Annotated in this window: 16 protein-coding genes; 3 read left to right on the top strand and 13 right to left on the bottom strand. The window is 65.7% G+C overall.

All coding sequences use genetic code 11. From position 1 onward, the window contains the following. Positions 1-16: 16 nt before the first annotated feature. From KBW95_RS02470 to KBW95_RS02445, 6 genes are all read right to left on the bottom strand, one after another. Complete coding sequence (locus KBW95_RS02470; RefSeq protein WP_211524203.1) at positions 17-2,164, bottom strand: Ig-like domain-containing protein; 2,148 nt, start codon at positions 2,162-2,164, stop codon at positions 17-19. Between the two features lie 89 nt (positions 2,165-2,253). Beyond that, entirely contained in the window at positions 2,254-4,431 is a 2,178-nt protein-coding gene (gene pilQ, locus KBW95_RS02465; protein WP_373888742.1) for a type IV pilus secretin PilQ, read from the bottom strand. Continuing rightward, complete coding sequence (locus tag KBW95_RS02460) at positions 4,428-4,970, bottom strand: pilus assembly protein PilP (RefSeq protein WP_211527407.1); 543 nt, start codon at positions 4,968-4,970, stop codon at positions 4,428-4,430. Before KBW95_RS02460 ends, pilQ begins: the two co-directional genes overlap by 4 nt. Beyond that, positions 4,967-5,677 carry a type 4a pilus biogenesis protein PilO gene (locus KBW95_RS02455; RefSeq protein WP_211527406.1) on the bottom strand — a complete coding sequence of 237 codons (711 nt, stop codon included), beginning with the start codon at positions 5,675-5,677 and terminating at the stop codon, positions 4,967-4,969. Before KBW95_RS02455 ends, KBW95_RS02460 begins: the two co-directional genes overlap by 4 nt. Beyond that, on the bottom strand, positions 5,674-6,309 hold the full coding sequence (locus KBW95_RS02450; RefSeq protein ID WP_211527405.1) for a PilN domain-containing protein: 636 nt from the start codon (positions 6,307-6,309) through the stop codon (positions 5,674-5,676). The genes KBW95_RS02455 and KBW95_RS02450 overlap by 4 nt, the downstream gene beginning before the upstream one ends. Beyond that, positions 6,309-7,385: a pilus assembly protein PilM gene (locus KBW95_RS02445; RefSeq protein ID WP_211527404.1), complete on the bottom strand. Its 1,077-nt coding sequence runs from the start codon at positions 7,383-7,385 to the stop codon at positions 6,309-6,311. Before KBW95_RS02445 ends, KBW95_RS02450 begins: the two co-directional genes overlap by 1 nt. Positions 7,386-7,745: 360 nt before the next feature. Here KBW95_RS02445 and KBW95_RS02440 point away from each other — a divergent pair, with 360 nt between their 5' ends. Next, positions 7,746-10,082, top strand: coding sequence for a penicillin-binding protein 1A (locus KBW95_RS02440; RefSeq protein WP_211527403.1), 2,337 nt, complete (start codon positions 7,746-7,748; stop codon positions 10,080-10,082). 198 nt (positions 10,083-10,280) lie between these two features. On the opposite strand, the gene cyaY is transcribed toward KBW95_RS02440, so the two are convergent. Further along, positions 10,281-10,610, bottom strand: coding sequence for an iron donor protein CyaY (cyaY, locus tag KBW95_RS02435; protein WP_211524197.1), 330 nt, complete (start codon positions 10,608-10,610; stop codon positions 10,281-10,283). A gap of 40 nt (positions 10,611-10,650) precedes the next feature. Here cyaY and KBW95_RS02430 point away from each other — a divergent pair, with 40 nt between their 5' ends. Beyond that, the gene (locus KBW95_RS02430; protein WP_211527402.1) at positions 10,651-10,833 is read left to right on the top strand and encodes a lipoprotein; all 183 of its coding nucleotides are present in this window, start codon (positions 10,651-10,653) and stop codon (positions 10,831-10,833) included. A gap of 8 nt (positions 10,834-10,841) precedes the next feature. Then, positions 10,842-12,119 (top strand): diaminopimelate decarboxylase, encoded by a 1,278-nt coding sequence (lysA, locus tag KBW95_RS02425; RefSeq protein WP_211527401.1) that lies wholly within the window; start codon positions 10,842-10,844, stop codon positions 12,117-12,119. Positions 12,120-12,153: 34 nt separating this feature from the next. Here the strand turns inward: lysA and KBW95_RS02420 are convergent, their stop codons facing one another. From KBW95_RS02420 to KBW95_RS02395, 6 genes are all read right to left on the bottom strand, one after another. Continuing rightward, positions 12,154-12,774 carry a sulfite oxidase heme-binding subunit YedZ gene (locus tag KBW95_RS02420; protein WP_211527400.1) on the bottom strand — a complete coding sequence of 207 codons (621 nt, stop codon included), beginning with the start codon at positions 12,772-12,774 and terminating at the stop codon, positions 12,154-12,156. Between the two features lie 2 nt (positions 12,775-12,776). Next, entirely contained in the window at positions 12,777-13,754 is a 978-nt protein-coding gene (msrP, locus tag KBW95_RS02415) for a protein-methionine-sulfoxide reductase catalytic subunit MsrP (RefSeq protein ID WP_211527399.1), read from the bottom strand. 174 nt (positions 13,755-13,928) lie between these two features. Further along, positions 13,929-14,351 (bottom strand): hypothetical protein, encoded by a 423-nt coding sequence (locus tag KBW95_RS02410; protein ID WP_211527398.1) that lies wholly within the window; start codon positions 14,349-14,351, stop codon positions 13,929-13,931. A 201-nt stretch (positions 14,352-14,552) separates the two neighbouring features. Then, positions 14,553-15,548, bottom strand: a complete 996-nt coding sequence (locus KBW95_RS02405; protein WP_211527397.1) for a 2-hydroxyacid dehydrogenase — start codon at positions 15,546-15,548, stop codon at positions 14,553-14,555. A 62-nt stretch (positions 15,549-15,610) separates the two neighbouring features. Further along, complete coding sequence (locus KBW95_RS02400) at positions 15,611-15,958, bottom strand: hypothetical protein (protein WP_211524191.1); 348 nt, start codon at positions 15,956-15,958, stop codon at positions 15,611-15,613. A gap of 25 nt (positions 15,959-15,983) precedes the next feature. Next, positions 15,984-16,400 carry a hypothetical protein gene (locus KBW95_RS02395; RefSeq protein WP_211527396.1) on the bottom strand — a complete coding sequence of 139 codons (417 nt, stop codon included), beginning with the start codon at positions 16,398-16,400 and terminating at the stop codon, positions 15,984-15,986. Between the last annotated feature and the right edge of the window lie 81 nt (positions 16,401-16,481).

The raw sequence follows: 16,481 nt of genomic DNA, 5'->3' as shown, positions 1-16,481 counted from the left end.
TCAGGCCCGCCCCGGATCATGCGCTCCTGAAGCGGTAGCTCTTGCCCTTGCCGCGCGGGGTGACCACCTGCAGCAGGAAGTCGCCCGCTGCGCAAGCGTCTTCCGGCTTGACCGTCACCGTGTGGATCGTGCCACCGGCGTTGTTGGTCGAGGGCACCACGTCCGGGAAGAAGGTCCCCGGCTTCACCTTGGTCACGTCCGTCGCGCCGACTTTGGTGCCGACAGGCAATGGATTATTGTTGGAATCGTACAGGCGGAAGGTCAGGTCGACCGATTTGCAGGAGCCTCCCGACAGGCCCTGGAGCACGCTCGGGTCGCCGTCGCCGCCGGGGGCGCTGTTCCAGTCGCGGCAGCTCGGATTGCCGCTGCTGTCGGTGCTGCAGACCTGGCGGACCATGTTGGCGTCCGAACCGCTGAACACGATCTCGAAGGAACGGCGGATGTAGTTCAGGCCCCACTTGCCGTCGCCCGCGGCGCTGTAGGCGCTGCGGTTGTACGGGAACGGCAGGTCGCCGGCGCTTGCTTCATAGGCGCCGTTCACGTTGGCGTCGAGGAAGGCGTCGGGCAGGTCGCCGCTCTGGCCGGTGCTCGCGCCCGGGAAAGGCTCGCCGCCGCTCGGGCAGGCGTCGACCAGCGGACGGTAAGGCGTGCTGCCGGTGTAGCCGGTGCAGGTGTACTGGCCGTCGCCGTTCAGGTCGACGAAGTTCTCGATACCCTGCACATAGGCCAGCACAGTGACGCGGCCGTTGAGCGGCCTGAAGGCCTGGCTGCGCAGCGGCACCGTGCAGCCGCCGTCGGTGGTCACGCAGGCGCCCTGCGCCGACGAGCCGATCGCGCCGCCTTCGGTGACGAAGTTGACCACGGTGTTGTCCGACACCGGGTTGCCGTACTGGTCGGCCAGGCGCACCGTGATGTCGGTGCTTTCGCCGTCGTAGTCCATGCCCTCGATGTTGAACTTCGAGGCGCTCATCGACATCGATTTCTGGATCGGCAGGCCGGTCGAGATGGTCAGCGCGTCGGACAGGCCGCTGATCGTCACGCCGTTGCGGGTGGCCTCGGCGACCACGCGCACCGGGGTCGGGATCGTGCCAGAGGAGACCATGGTCGAGACCTGGCCGCTGTTGTCGGTGGTGGCGCGCGCCGGCGACACGGCCAGGCCGCCGGTGCTGGTGGTGGCGCTGAAGTTCACGTCCACGCCCGGCAGGCCGTTGCCGTGCTGGTCGACCACGCGGAAGATCAGCTGCGCCGATTCGGAGCGGCCCAGGCCGCCCGAACCCTTCAGCACGATCGAGCTGCCGGCCACGCTGCTGCTGGAGAACTGGATGGAACCGATATTGGCCGCGTCGACGTCGACGCCGATGGTCTGGGTCGAGTTGCCGAGCGAAACGGTGATGGTGTCGCGCCCGAGCAGGCAGCCGTTGTTGGTATAGGTCGCGGTCTGGACGCCGTTGGCGAAGCTGCCCGGCACCAGGGAGGCGGTGCCGTTGTTGACGCACAGCGAAGTCATGGTCAGGCCCGAGACCGAGCTGGCCGGCTGGCCGCCGCTGGTGACGGGAATGTTCAGCGACAGGGTGCTGAAGGCCGGCAGGCGCCCGGCCGGCTGCGGCGCGAAGCTCAGCGTCCCGATCGTCAGCGGCGCGGCGCCGATGGTGATGTTGCGGGTGAAGGTGGCGGTCTTGCCCTCGACCACGGCGGTGCCGGTGATCGCCACCGCGCCCGCGGCGCTGGTGCTGGCCGGCTTGACGGTGACGACGGCCACGCCGTTGGCATCGGTCAGCGCGGAGCCGGTTTCGGGAATGAAGCTGACCAGGTTGGCGGTGCCCGCAGTGAACTGGACGATGGCGCCGGCCGCCGGCTTGCCGGCCGCCGTCAGCACGGTCGCCTTGACCGAGGCGCTCTGGCCGCCGGAAAGCGAGGTGACGGCAGTGCCGGCGCCGTCGGCCAGGGTCAGGTCCATCTTCGGCGCGGCGACCGTGCCGGTGCCCGGGGTGGTGCCGGTGCCCGGGGTCGTGCCTGTGCCGGTGCCGCTGCCGTCGCCGCCGACGCCTGCCGAGCCGCCGCCGCCGCCGCAGGCGGCCAGGCTGGCCGCGACCAGCGCGGCCAGCGCCAATTGGGTCAGATGCCCGGGCGAGGTCCGGGTTCCCTGTTCTGGAGTGTGTTGCATGACGTTCTTGTTCCTGTTGTTTATGCCGTTTGGGTAAATTCGTCGTGGTAAACGAAAAACCGGCCGGGACGACCCGGCCGGCGCGATGATCAGCGCAGGTTGTTACTGCGCTCGGTCACGATCTTTGGTGTGATGAACACCAGCAATTCGGTCTTGGTATTCTCCCGGCCGGTGGTCTTGAACAGATGGCCCAGGACCGGGACGTCGCCCAGCACCGGCACCTTGCTCTCGCTGTTGCGCTCGGCCTGCTGGTAGATACCGCCCAGCACCACGGTGCCGCCGTTCTCCACCATCACCTTAGTCTTCACGTGCTGGGTGTTGATGGCGAAGCCGGCGCGGGTTTCCTCGCCCTTCGAATCCTTGTTCACGTCCACGTCCAGCACCACGTTGCCGTCCGGGGTGATCTGCGGCGTCACCTCGAGGCGCAGGTTGGCCTTCTTGAAGGCGATCGAGGTCGCGCCGCTGCTGGTCGCCACCTGGTAGGGCAGCTCGATGCCCTGCTCGATCACGGCGATCTGCTTGTCCTCGGTGACCACGCGCGGGCTCGAGATGATCTTGCCCTTGCCGTCGGCTTCCAGCGCCGACAGTTCCAGGTTCAGGAAGCGGTTGGCGGCCGAGGAGAACAGGCTGAAGGCCAGCGAGGTGGCCGGGATGCCCGCGATGCCGGCGGCGGGCAGGTTGACCATGGTGGTGTTGGTGTAGCCGTCGCCCTCGTCCGGGGTCTGGCCGGTGACCTGGCCCACGCCGGTGAGGTTGCCGCCGATGGCGACGCGCTCGTTGCCCTTGACCTGCCAGCCCGAGTCGCCGCCGCGCAGGGTGCGCAGGTCGGCGAAGCCGAGCTTGGCGCCCAGGTTGCGCGAGAAGCCGTCGTTGGCCTCGACCAGGCGGGCCTCGATCAGGACCTGCTTCGAGGCGATGTCGGTCTTCTGGATCAGCTTGCGGATGTCCTCGATCTTGGAAGCGATGTCGGTCACGAACAGCTGGTTGGTGCGCGGGTCGATGATGGCGCTGCCGCGCTTGGACAGCACGCGGTTCTTGCTGTCGGCGGCGGCGGCGCCGCTGGCGTCCAGGCCGAACACGGTGCGGAAGGCTTCCGCCTTCTGGTAGTTCAGCTGGAAGATCTCGGAGCGCAGCGGCTCGAGGTCGGCGATCTGGGCGCGCTGCTCGAGCTCGAGCTTTTCCTTGGTCAGCAGTTCTTCCTTGGGCGCGATCCACAGCACGTTGCCGTTCTTGCGCATGTCCAGGCCCTTGGCCTGCAGCACCACGTCGAGCGCCTGGTCCCAGGGCACGTCGCGCAGGCGCAGGGTCAGGTTGCCGGTCACGGAATCGCTGGTGATGATGTTCAGGCCCGAGATGTCGGCGATCGCCTGCAGGGCGGCGCGCACTTCCACGCTCTGGAAGTTGAAGGACAGCTTCTCGCCGCGGTAGCCCTGGGGGCCGGGGCCCACCCGGTTCGGGTCTTCCTTGACCGGGCGCACATCGACCACCAGCTGGGTGTCGCTCTGGTACACCGACTGCTCCCAGTTGCCTTGCGCGTCGATGGTCATGCGCACGTTCTCGCCCTGGGCGGAGGTGGTCACGCGCGACACCGGGGTGCCGAAATCGGTCACGTCCAGGCGGCGGCGCAGCGCTTCCGGCAGTCCGGTGCGCAGGAAGTCGACATGGATCTGGTTGCCGGCCTGGCGCACGTCGACCGCCACCTGGCTGTGCGGCAGGTCGACCACAACGCGGCCTTCGCCATTGGCGCCGCGGCGGAAATCGAGGTTGCGCAGCAGTTGGCGGCCGGCGGCCGCCGGGGCCGGCGCCGCCGCGGCAGGCATGCCGGCCGCGTTCACGGCCTGGGCCACGCCGCCCGAGCCTTCCACGGTGACGATCACGGACTTGCCGTCGACCGCGGTGGCGTAGTTCAGCGGGCGCGCCAGGTTCAGCACCAGGCGGGTGCGCTCGCCGGCCTGCACCACGTTCACGCCGCGCACGTCGCCCAGGTTGATCTCCTGGGAGCTCTTGCCGGTGGCGTTGGCGGTGGCGCCGAAGTCGAGCGCGATGCGGGCCGGGTTGGTGATCGAGAAGCCGATCGGCGCCTTGGCGGGCGCCGCGCGCATCGCCACGTTGATGACGACGTTCGAGCCCTGCTGGTTGGCGGTGATCGATTCGATCGCATTGCCTTGCGCCAGGGCGCTGCCGGCCGCCATGGCCAGCAGCATCGCGCCGGCGCCGCGCGCCAGCCATGCCGGGACGACGAAACGAATCATTGCTTGATGGGTCATTTCCCAGTCTCCTTACTGTCATGCAGCTCGATCGTCGCCATGCGCTCGACCCAGTCGCCGGTGGCGTCCTGCATCACTTCCCTGATATGGATGGCGCCGTCGGTCACGCGGGTGACGACGCCGTAGTTTTCGCCGATGCGCTGGCCCGCACGGACCTGGTACACCGCCTTGTCGATCTGCACCAGCGCATAGCTGACGCCGGCCTTCTGCAGGGTGCCGACCATGCGCATGGTGTCGAGCGGATAATTCTCCAGCAGTTCTTTCGGACGGCTGGTGTCGGGCTTGTTCTTGCTGGCCGAGGCCTCGGCCACGCGCGCCATTTCGGTCAGCAGCTTGTCCTGGCTGAAGGGCTCGATGGCCGCGCCCGGATTGTAGGCGTACGGGACGAAGGGCTTGACGGCCGGCAGCGGCTTGACCGAAGGCCTGGTTTCCTTCTCGACCTTCTTCATCCAGGTGCGGACTTCGTTCACGCCGCCGTCGCCGCAGCCGGCCAGCAGCACGGCCGCCAGCAGTGGCGCAATGCGGTTCAGGCGCATCATTTGGCGTCTCCTTCGGCGTTCTTGCCCTTGCCCTTGGCCTTCTTGCCCTTCTTGCCCTTGGCTTTCTTGTCCTCGCGCGCCTGGCGCTGGGCGTTCAGCTCGTCCTGGTCGAGGTAGCGGAAGGTCTTGGCCACGGCGTCCATCTGCAGGGCGCCGTCCTTGCCCGTGACGACGGACATGTTGTTCAGGGTGACGATACGCGGCAGGTTGGCCATGTCGGCGGCGAAGGCGCCGATGTCGTTGTAGCGGCCCGTCACCTTGATCTCGATCGGCAGCTCGGCGTAGTAGTCGCGCACCACTTCCTGGCCCGGCTTGAACAGCTCGAACTGCAGGCCGCGGCCGACGCCGGCCTGGTTGATGTCCGACAGCAGGCGCGCCATTTCCGACTTGCTCGGCAGCTGCTTTTCCAGCAGCACAACCGACTTGTCGACTTCGATCTTCTGCTGCTTGAGCGCTTCCAGGTTGATCGCCTGGGCCATCTTGCTCTTGTATTCGTCGCGCAGCTTCTGCTCTTCGCGCGCGCCTTTTTCCTGCTTCTCGAACTGGCCGCTCCAGTAGAAGAAGTAGCCCAGGCCGGCGACCAGCGCCATCACGCCGGCCGCGCACAGCAGGCGCGGCGCCAGCGGCCACTGGCCCGGATGGCGGCCCTGCAGGCCCTGGAACTGTTCCGCCAGGCGCGGACCGATGTCTTTCAGATCGATGTTCATGACTTCACTCCGGACCCGCCTTTGCCCGCAGGCCTGGCGGCGCCTGCCGCGTCCTGGCCCTCTTCCTCGCCGTCGGTCGGGCGCTTGATCGCCACCGACAGCGTGAACTCGACCACCTTGCGGCCGGTCTTGCTCTGCGCCAGGGTGACGGCCTTCACTTCGACCAGTTCGGGACGCTCCAGCCAGGCCGAGTTGCCCGACAGATTGCGCAGCAGTTCCGCCACGCGCTCCTGCGACTGGGCGTAGCCGGTCAGGACCACGCGCCGGCCTTCCTGCTTGAGCGACTTCAGGTGCATGCCTTCCGGCGTCTGGCGCACCAGTTCGTCCAGCAGGTAGACCGGCTGGTTGCGGTCGCCCTGCACGTCCTGGACGGCCTGCTGGCGCGCCTTCAGCGCTTCGATTTCTTCCTTGAGGGTCTTGATCTCGGCGATCTGCTTGTCGAGTTCGGCGTTGGCCTTCTTGAGCACCAGGTTGCGCTGGTCCTGGGCCGACAGCTGGCGCGCGTTGTAGGCGCCGACCGCCAGCACCACGGCGACGCCGGCGGCGGCGCCCAGGGCCAGCAGGGCGTAGAACGCGGCCTGCTTCTGCTTGCGCTTGGCCTCGCGGTGAGGCAGGAGATTAATACGGATCATCAGCCGAACCTCCGCATCGCCAGGCCGCAGGCCACCAGGTAAGCAGCGCCTTCCTGGCGCAGCTGCTGTTCGCGCACCTGGGCGCCCATCAGCATGTCCTCGAATGGATTCACGAGCGCGCTCGGGATCCGGGTGCGGCCAGCGATGATGTCGAGCAGTCCCGGCACCAGCGCGCTGCCGCCGGCCAGGTAGAGCTGGTCGATGCGCGTGTAGGGCGTGGACGTGTAAAAGAACTGGATCGCGCGCGTGACTTCCAGCGCCGCGTTCTCGAGGAAAGGAGCGAGCAGGTCGGCGCGGTAGTTTTCCGGCAGGTCGCCGGATTTCTTGCGGGTCTCGGCTTCCTCGAAGGACAGGCCGTAGGCGCGCACGATGTCCTGGGTCAGCTGGTTGCCGCCGAAAGGCTGCTCGCGCTCGTAGACGGTTTCGCCGCCCAGCAGCACGGAGACGTGGGTGGCCTGGGCGCCCATCTGGAACAGGGCGACGATCTGCTCGGAGCCCTTGTTCGCGGAGCGCTCCATTGCGCGCTCCAGCGCGCTGCGGGCGGCATAGGATTCGATGTCCATCACGGTCGCCGTGAGGCCCGCGGCTTCGGCGATCGCCACGCGGTCCTCGACCTTTTCGCGGCGCGCGGCGGCCAGCATGACCTCCATGTCCTCCGCCGAATTCGGCGCGGGACCGATCACGTCGAAGTCCAGGCTCACTTCGTCGAGCGCGAAGGGGATGTACTGGCTGGCCTCGGATTCGACCTGCACTTCGAGCTGGTCTTCCGCCAGGCCGGCCGGGAGGATGATTTTCTTGGTGATGACGGCAGCCGGCGGCATGCCCAGGGCCACGTGTTTGGCCTTGGAGCCGCTCTTCTTCCAGACGCGGCGCACGGCTTCGGCGACCTGGTCGATATTTTCGATGTTGCCGTCTACGACCGCGCCGCGCGGCAGCGGTTCGGCGGCATAGCGCTCCAGGCGCAATTCACCCTTGCCGGCATCGGCCAGCTCCACCAGGCGCACGCCCGAGGTGCTGATGTCGAGACCGGCGAGTGGCGGGCTCGACTTTCCAAACAAGGAACCTAGATTGATCACGAGCGCACTCCCTCAGCTGCCCTTCCTGCCCTGCAGCGGCGCTGTGAACGCCCGCGAGGGAAAATTTGTCTTATAAAACCGGTATTTAGTGCATATATATGAGGCACTGCGTTGAATCGTAGCAATAAGGTTGACCAGCGACAAGAAATTTCTGCACTGGAACATTACTATCCCCCCCTCGACTGCGTCATGCGCGCCACATATGCGCGCAAGCTCTGATCACCCTTGCAACCACTGTGTTCAAGGCAACAACGGCTGTGTACTCGAAGGCAATATTGCACTGTTCTGTTGCCCTAGATCCAGTATCAGACGCGATAGCGCTGCCTTATAATGAGGCGGATCAATAAAGCGAAAGCCAGCATGAAAGAGAACCAAGCAGCATCCAAGTCTTCTTCCTCGAAATACAGTCCCAAACGCCTGGTCCTGATGGCCATCGGCGCCCTCGCCGGCCTCGCGGTCATCGGCGTGCTGGTGGTCGTGTTCGCGCTCGCGATGGCCTACCCCAACCTGCCGGCGCTGGACACTATCACCGACTACCGTCCTAAGATGCCGCTGCGCATCTTTACTGCGGACAATGTGCTGATCGGCGAGTTCGGCGAGGAACGCCGCACCCTGGTGCATTTCAAGGACATCCCGGACGTCATGAAGAAGGCCGTGCTCTCGATCGAGGACGACCGCTTCTACGAGCACAGCGGCATCGACTACTGGGGCATCCTGCGCGCCGTGTTCAAGAACGCGACCGGCGGCGCGCGCCAGGGGGCCTCGACCATCACCCAGCAGGTGGCGCGCAACTTCTTCCTGTCCTCGGAACAGACCTTCAAGCGCAAGGCCTACGAGGCCCTGCTGGCCTGGAAGATCGAGAAGAACCTGTCCAAGGACCAGATCCTCGAGCTGTACATGAACCAGATCTACCTGGGCCAGCGCGCCTTCGGCTTCCAGTCGGCGGCCCAGATCTATTTCGGCAAGGACCTGCGCGACATCAGCGTGGCCGAAGCGGCCATGCTGGCCGGCCTGCCGAAGGCGCCGTCTGCCTATAACCCTGTAGTCAACCCGACCCGCGCCAGGACGCGCCAGCAATACATCCTGCAGCGCATGCATTCGCTGGGCTACATCAGCGACGCCCAGTACAAGCAGGCGAAGGAAGAGCCGCTCAAGATCAAGTCCGACAGCAACGCCTTCGGCGTGCACGCCGAGTACGTGGCCGAGATGGCGCGCCAGCTGGTCTACGAGCAGTTCAAGGAAGACACCTATACCCGCGGCCTGAACGTGTTCACCACGATCACCAAGGCCGACCAGGACGCGGCCTACCTGGCCGTGCGCCGCGGCGTGATGGAATACGAGCGCCGCCACCCCTACCGCGGCCCGGAAGGCTATATCGAGATCCCGAGCGACAAGAGCGAGGCCGACGAAGCGATCGAGGCCGAGCTGGCCGAGCATCCGGACAGCGACAACATCGTCGCCGCCATCGTGCTGCGCGCCTCGGCCACCAAGGTGTCGGCGACCATCGCCTCGGGCGAGACGATCGAGATCGGCGGCCCGGGCCTGGCCTTCGCCAAATCCTGGCTGAGCGACAAGGCCGCGCCCAACCGCCGCCTGCGCCGCGGCGCCGTGATCCGCGTGATGCAGGACGACGACTCCAAGTGGCTGATCACCCAGATGCCGGAAGTGGAATCGGCCTTCGTTGCCACCAGCACCGAGGACGGCGCGATCCGCGCGCTGGTGGGCGGCTTCGACTTCAACCGCAACAAGTTCAACCACGTGACCCAGGCCTGGCGCCAGCCGGGTTCCTCGTTCAAGCCCTTCATCTATTCGGCATCGCTGGAGCGCGGCCTGTCGCCGGCGACCATCGTCAACGACGCCCCGATCTCCTTCGACGCCGGCCAGACCGGCGGCCAGGCCTGGGAGCCGAAGAACTACGACAACAAGTACGAAGGCCCGATGACCATGCGGCGCGGCCTGACGCAGTCGAAGAACATGGTCTCGATCCGCATCCTGAACAAGATCGGCGCACGCTATGGCCAGGAATATGCGACCCGCTTCGGCTTCGACCCGGACCGCAACCCGGCCTACCTGACCCTGGCCCTGGGCGCGGGCGCGACCACCCCGCTGCAGATGGCCGGCGCCTACGCCGTGTTCGCCAACGGCGGCTACCGCATCAGCCCCTACCTGATCTCGAAGGTCACCGATGCCGACGGCAAGGTGCTGTCGGAGGCGCGTCCGGAGCGCGCCGGGATCGAGGCCAACCGCGTGATCGATGCGAGGAATGCCTACCTGGTCGACAGCATGCTGAAGGACGTGGTGCGCTACGGCACCGCGACCAAGGCCTTGTCGCTCAAGCGCCCCGACCTGGCGGGCAAGACCGGCACCACCAACGACTCGATCGACGCCTGGTTCGCCGGCTACAACCCGAAGCTGGTGGGCATCGCCTGGATCGGCTACGACCAGCCGAAGAACCTGGGCAACCGCGAGACCGGCGGCGGCCTGGCGCTGCCGATCTGGATCAGCTACATGGGCAAGGCGCTCAAGAACGAGCCGGTGGTGGAGCGCGAAGTCCCGCCGGGGCTTGTGCTGTACGGGAACGACTACTACTATGCGGAGAGCCCGCCGGGGACCGGGGTGCAGACGCTGGATGTGGGACCGCCGCCGGCGCCGGCTGAGCAGAAGGCGCGGGATGCGGTGAGGAATGAGTTGTTCTAAAGCTGGTTGAACTTGGGTCCCCGCCTTCGCGGGGACGACGTGCCAGAGGACGTGGCCGAAGTCGCTGGGCGAGTAGATCACCCACCCTTAACCAACGTCGTCCCCGCGAAGGCCGGGACAATGCCACTGGCATTGTCCCGCCCAAGTTCGCAGCACACCGCAAACGCAACAACGGCGCCTCAGGCGCCGTTTCCATTTTCAAACCAGCGAAACCTGCGCCCCGCCCTGCTCGCTCGCATACTTCGACAGCGACGCAAACAGCTCCGACTCATCGCGCGTATTGCGCCACTCGTCCCCCACGCGCTTGTAGTGGAACCCGCCCGAGCGCGCCGCCACCCACATCTCCTGCAGCGGCGCCTGGCTGTTGACGATGATCTTCGACCCGTTATCGAGGAATTCGATTTCCAGCACGTTGCCGCTGCGCTTGCACTCGACGTCGATCGCGTCTTCGTCGTTCAGGCGGTCGAGCGCCTGTTCGATCTGGTCGAGGGTGCTTTTGGCCAGCGCCAAAAATTCCGTTTCGGTCATGCTACACTCCAAAATCTGCCAATAAAACGTGATTCTAATCGTGAAGTCCTCCATCGCGCTCCCAACTGCTGCCGTTCTGCTCGCAGCAAGCCTGAGCGGCTGCGGCCAGACCGGCCCGCTGTACTTGCCGAATCCGCCCGCCAGGCCGGCTCCGGCCCCTGTCGAGCAGCCCGCCCAGCCCGTCCCGTCGAACAACGCCTCCGTCCCCGCTCCCACCAAGTAAACACCGCCATGTCGCATTTCTCGTACCAAGCCGGCGTCCTGCACGCCGAAGCCGTCGCCTTGCCCAAGATCGCCGAAGAATTCGGGACCCCGACCTACGTCTATTCCAAGACCGCCCTGCTGCAGAACTTCGCCGCCTACCACGACGCCTGCCAAGGCCGTGACGCGCTGGTCTGCTATGCGATGAAGGCCAACTCGAACCTGGCGATCATCGACCTGCTGGCGCGCCAGGGCGCGGGCTTCGACATCGTCTCGGGCGGCGAGCTGCTGCGCGTGATCGCGGCCGGCGGCGACCCGGGCAAGACCATCTTCTCGGGCGTCGGCAAGACCGTCGAGGAAATGAAACTGGCCCTCGACAAGGGCATCCTGTGCTTCAACGTCGAATCGATTCCCGAACTGCACCGCCTCAACGAGGTGGCCGGCAGCATGGGCAAGCGCGCGCCAGTGTCGCTGCGCGTGAACCCGAACGTGGACGCCAAGACCCACCCCTACATCGCCACCGGCCTGAAGGCCAACAAGTTTGGCGTGGCCTTCGACGACGCGCTGGAAACCTACCGCGCCGCCGCCAGCCTGCCGCACCTGGACGTGGTCGGCATCGACTGCCACATCGGCTCGCAGCTGCTGGACGACGCGCCGCTGCTGGAAGCGCTGACCAAGCTGATCGAACTGATCGACACCCTGGGTTCGGAAGGCATCCACCTGCATCACCTGGACATCGGCGGCGGCCTGGGCGTGAACTACGGCGCCGAAGGCGACAAGCCGCCGGTCTTGGTGCGCGACTACCTGGGCCGCCTGTTCGCCCGCATCGACGCCTGGCGCGCCGAGAAGCATGGCGGCCAGCCGATCAAGGTGATCTTCGAACCGGGCCGTTCGATCGTGGCCGACACCGGCGTGCTGGTGACCAGGGTCGAGTTCCTGAAGCCGGGCGAGGAAAAGAACTTCTGCATCGTCGACGCCGCGATGAACGACCTGATGCGCCCGACCTTGTACCAGGCCTGGATGGGCGTGCAGGAAGTGGCGCCGCGCGCGGGCGACAAGCTGACTTACGACGTGGTGGGCCCGGTGTGCGAATCGGGCGACTGGCTGGCGCGCGAGCGCGCGCTGGCGGTCGAGCAAGGCGACCTGCTGGCGGTCATGACCGCCGGCGCCTATGGCATGACCATGGCCTCGAACTACAACACCCGCGGCCGCGCGGCCGAGGTGATCGTCGACGGCGACCAGGTGCACCTGGTGCGCCAGCGCGAGAATCCGGCCGACCTGTTCGCGCTGGAATCGATGCTGACGTAATGAAAAAAGGCCCGCGCAAGCGGGCCTGTTACTTTCAGGCCGGCGCCGCCTGCGTGCGCGCCCGGCTCCACCATACCCGCAAGCCCAGCAGCACCGCCACGATGGTCCCGAACAGGATCGGTTCGGCGAAATCGTTCTTCCCCGCTTTCATCCACCAGAAATGCAGGATCGCCAGCGGCGCGATCACATAGATCAGGCGGTGCAGCCAGCGCCAGCGCTTGCCGCCCAATCTCTTGACCATGCCGTTGGTGCTGGTCGCCGCCAGCGGCACCAGCATCAGGAAGGCGATGAATCCGACCGTGATGAAGGGCCGCTTGAGCACGTCCTTCCACATCTCGCCCCAGTCGAAGAAATGGTCGAACCAGAGGAAGGTGGTGAAGTGCAGCAGCGCGTAGAAGAAGCAGAACAGCCCCAGCATGCGGCGCAGGCGGATCACCCAGTTCCAGCCGGTGAAGCGGCGCAGCGGCGTCACCGCCAGGGTAATGCACAGGAAGTACAGCGCCCAATCGCCGGTCTGGTGGGTGATGTACTCGAGCGGCTCGGTCAGCTCGCCCTGCACCGTCAGCCAGGCCATGTTCGCGAAGGGCAGCAGGCTCGCCAGGAACAGCGCCACCTTGATGGCGCCCAGCTGCTTCGGGGAGGGATTGAAGGCCATCGTCAGAAGAACTTCTTCAGGTCCATGCCCGTGTACAGCGAAGCCACCTGGTCGTAGCCGTTGAACATCAGGGTCTTGCGCTTGGGCTTGAAGAAGCCGTCCTCGCCGATGCGCCGCTCGCTGGCCTGCGACCAGCGCGGGTGGTCGACGTTCGGGTTCACGTTCGAATAGAAGCCGTATTCGTTCGGGGCGGAGTCGTTCCAGGCAGTGCGCGGCTGCTTGCTGGTCAGGCGGATGCGCACGATCGACTTGGCCGACTTGAAGCCGTACTTCCAGGGCACCACCAGGCGCACCGGCGCGCCGTTCTGGTTCGGCAGCACCTGGCCGTACATGCCCAGGGTCAGCAAGGTCAGCGGATGCATGGCCTCGTCCATGCGCAAGCCCTCGACATAGGGCCAGTCGAGCACCGGGCTGCGCAGGCCCGGCATCTGCTTGCGGTCGGCCAGGCTGGTGAATTCGACGTAGCGCGCATTGCCGGTCGGTTCGACTTGCTTGAGCAGGTTCGACAGCGAATAGCCGACCCAGGGAATCACCATCGACCAGCCTTCCACACAGCGCAGGCGATAGATGCGCTCCTCCAGCGGCGCCAGCTTGAGCAGGCGGTCGATGTCGAGCGTCAGCGGCTTCTTCACCTCGCCATCGATGGTCACCGTCCAGGGCCGTGGGCGCAGGGTATGCGCGTTCTCGGCCGGGTCGGACTTGTCGGTGCCGAATTCGTAGAAATTGTTGTAGTGGGTGGCGTCCTTGAACGAGGTCTGCGGCTCCTTCGTCGACAGTGCCGGGTTGGCGCTGGCGGCCAGGCGCTGGGCCGCGTCCTGGGCGAAGGCTTCACGGTTGGCCATTTCCCAGATGCCGGAGCCGACGGCGGCCGTGGCCGCGATGCGGGCGATGAAGCGCCGCCGTTCTTCGTAGACCTCGCGGGGCGTGATCTCGGAGGGGAACGGGAGATCGATCCCGTTCGGATTGCGTTTGATGAGCATGATGGACCCCGCAAGCAGAGAGAAACTTCAGCTTACACGGATTGGCTTAAAAGAACGTTAGTGCGCCAACATACTCAGCCGCAGAAGCGCGGCAGGAACGGGACAAGGGAGCCTCCAGGAAAAACGCCAACCCCGGCGGTTGGCGTTCCAGCTTCGCTGCCCGATGCCAGGCGCTCAGCGCTTGCTCCTCTGCGCGGGGATCGACACCATCGATGGCTTGCTGGGGTCGGGTATGTAGCTCAGCTTCATGTCGTCGCCCGTGTCCTGGTTGAATTCCATGGTCACGTTGCCATCGCCGGAAACGAATTTGTTTTTCGAGACCGCGCGCAGCCGCATCGGCTTTTCCTTGTCGATGGTCGCGTCGATGTATTGCGGCCTGGCGTCGACTTTCAAATGCCAGCCGTTCTCCATGTCGTAGGCACCGGCAATCCGCTTGACTTCCTCGGTCCTGAGCCGGATCGGCTTGGCAGGGGCGGCCGTCACCGTCACGGTCGAGATCGGCGCCGTGTCGGGCGGTGGGTAGGGTTGGGTCTGCGCACCGGCGCCGGCGGCGAACACCAGCAGGGATGCGGGTATCAGGAGAGATAAGCGTCGCATGATCGTTCCTTCGCAAAGCAGTTACCTTTGGACAGGCGTCACGCCGGATCAGCCTCGTGGCGGGCGTCGGATGCCGCAAAGCCGGCACTGCGCTTGCGGATAATTCAGTCTAGTCCGGCGTCCCTCCAGGACAAGGGTTGCGGGCAAAAGCATCACGAAACTGTCTCGAACCGGAGACCGTCATAGCCGCACGAAATGATGTCAGGCGGGCGGCACCCGGTTGACGAGTTCCTCGCCGCGTTCGAAGGCCGTCAGGCTGGCGATGGTGGTCTGCATGATCTGGCCGATGGCTTCGACGGTGAAGAAAGCCTGGTGGCCGGTGACGATTACGTTCGGAAAGGAAACCAGGCGCTGGATCACGTCGTCGCAAATGATGGTGGACGACAAATCCTGGAAGAACAGATTGGCTTCCTGTTCGTAGACGTCGATCGCCAGGCCGCCCAGTTGCCCGGTCTTGAGCGCGCCGATGGCCGCTTCCGTATCGATCAGCCCGCCACGGCTGGTGTTGATCAGTACGCTGCCGCGCTTGGCGCGCGCCAGGCTGTCGCCGTTCACGATGTGCCTGGTCTGTTCGGTCAAGGGACAGTGCAGGGACACGACATCGCTGCAGGACAATAATTCCCCGACAGGGACGTAGCGCGCGCCCAGCGCTTCGAATGCGGCGCTGGGATAGGGGTCGTAGCCCAGGACCGTGCAGCCGAAGCCCAGCATGATGCGTGCGAAGATCGCCCCGATCTTGCCGGTGCCGATGACGCCGACCGTCTTGCCGTTCAGGTCGAAACCCATCAGGCCCTCGAGGTCGAAGTTGCCGTCGCGGGTGCGGGCGCTGGCGCGCGCGATCTTCCTGTTCACGGCCAGCAGCAGGCCGACGGCGAATTCGGCCACGGAATACGGCGAATAATCGGTGACGCGGACGACGGCGATGCCATGTTGCGTGGCGGCCGCCGTGTCGATCTGGTTATACCCGGTGGAGCGTGTCGCGACCAGGCGCGTGCCCTGGGTGGCCAGGATGGCCAGGACCTCGGCGTCGACGCTGTCGTTGACGAACACGCAGACGGCCTCGCATCCCGCGGCCAGGGGAGCGGTGGCGGCGCTGAGGCGGTCCTCGAAAAAGACCAGTTCATGGCCGGCATCGCGGTTGGCGTCCGCCAGCATCGACTTGTCGTAGCGGCGCGCGCTGAAGACTGCGGTTTTCATCTCCCCCCTCCTCGCGCGTCGGCCGGCGCTGCTTTCGGCCATGCGGGCTGCGGCCGCAAGGCTTATTCGTCGAAGTCTTCCGCCAGGTTCTTCCAGCCCCGGCTCTTGGCGAAGGCCGCGAATTCCTCGGGCGCCTCGAGCACGATCAGGCGGCTTTCCTGCAGGCCCGGATCGCTGTGCCCGAAGTCCGGCCCCTTGTACCCGACCGCGCGCAGACGGTCGATGATCTGCCGCACCAGCACTGTGTCCTTGTAGGCGCCGGGCTCGAGCTTCTTCGCGAACTCCACGTACACGTCGATGATCCCGTAACCCTCGTCGAAGATGCGAATCGCCTTGACGTCGAGGGTACGGCCGCTGCTGTCCCGGGCCTGGAAGGCGCCGGACAGTTCAATATCGGAATCGGTAGTCATGGACGAAGCATACCACCCGCTTCGGTCAACGCAGCGCCGCCAGTCCGAATGTGCCCAGCATGCTGAAGCTCACCGTCCAGAAGACGATGCCGGCCGCCAGCAGCGCCAGTGAGAAAGCCCGCGGCAAGCCGATCGCTCCTGCAAGGCCAGCCGACAAGACAGGTCCGATGAGCAATGAGCCCAGCAAGCCGATCGCCCATGGCCCTTTCGCGGCCAGCCACTGCGAAAGGCGCCCACCCTCTTTGCTTTCACTCTTGCGCCAGAACATCAGGCGGCGCAGGCCATTTCCTAAAAACATCGCGATCACGGCGCCCAGGCATGCGCCCGTCGAGGCTGCGACAATCAGCAAGCCGGGATGCAGCTTCAGGTGGATCCCCAGCGGGATGGCCGCCCACAACTCGACGATCGCCAGCGTGAACACGCCAAAGAAGCTCTCGATCATGGTTTTCTCTCCTTTACGTTTGTCATGAAGCCTTGTTTGCAGCAAGATAGTAGGCAGAGAGCGGGCCGGGCAGTTCCAGAT

The organism is Massilia sp. ZL223, assembly GCF_018119395.1.
In the GTDB taxonomy this organism is placed as follows: Bacteria; Pseudomonadota; Gammaproteobacteria; order Burkholderiales; family Burkholderiaceae_D; genus Telluria.
This window is presented reverse-complemented; position numbering and strand designations above follow the sequence as displayed.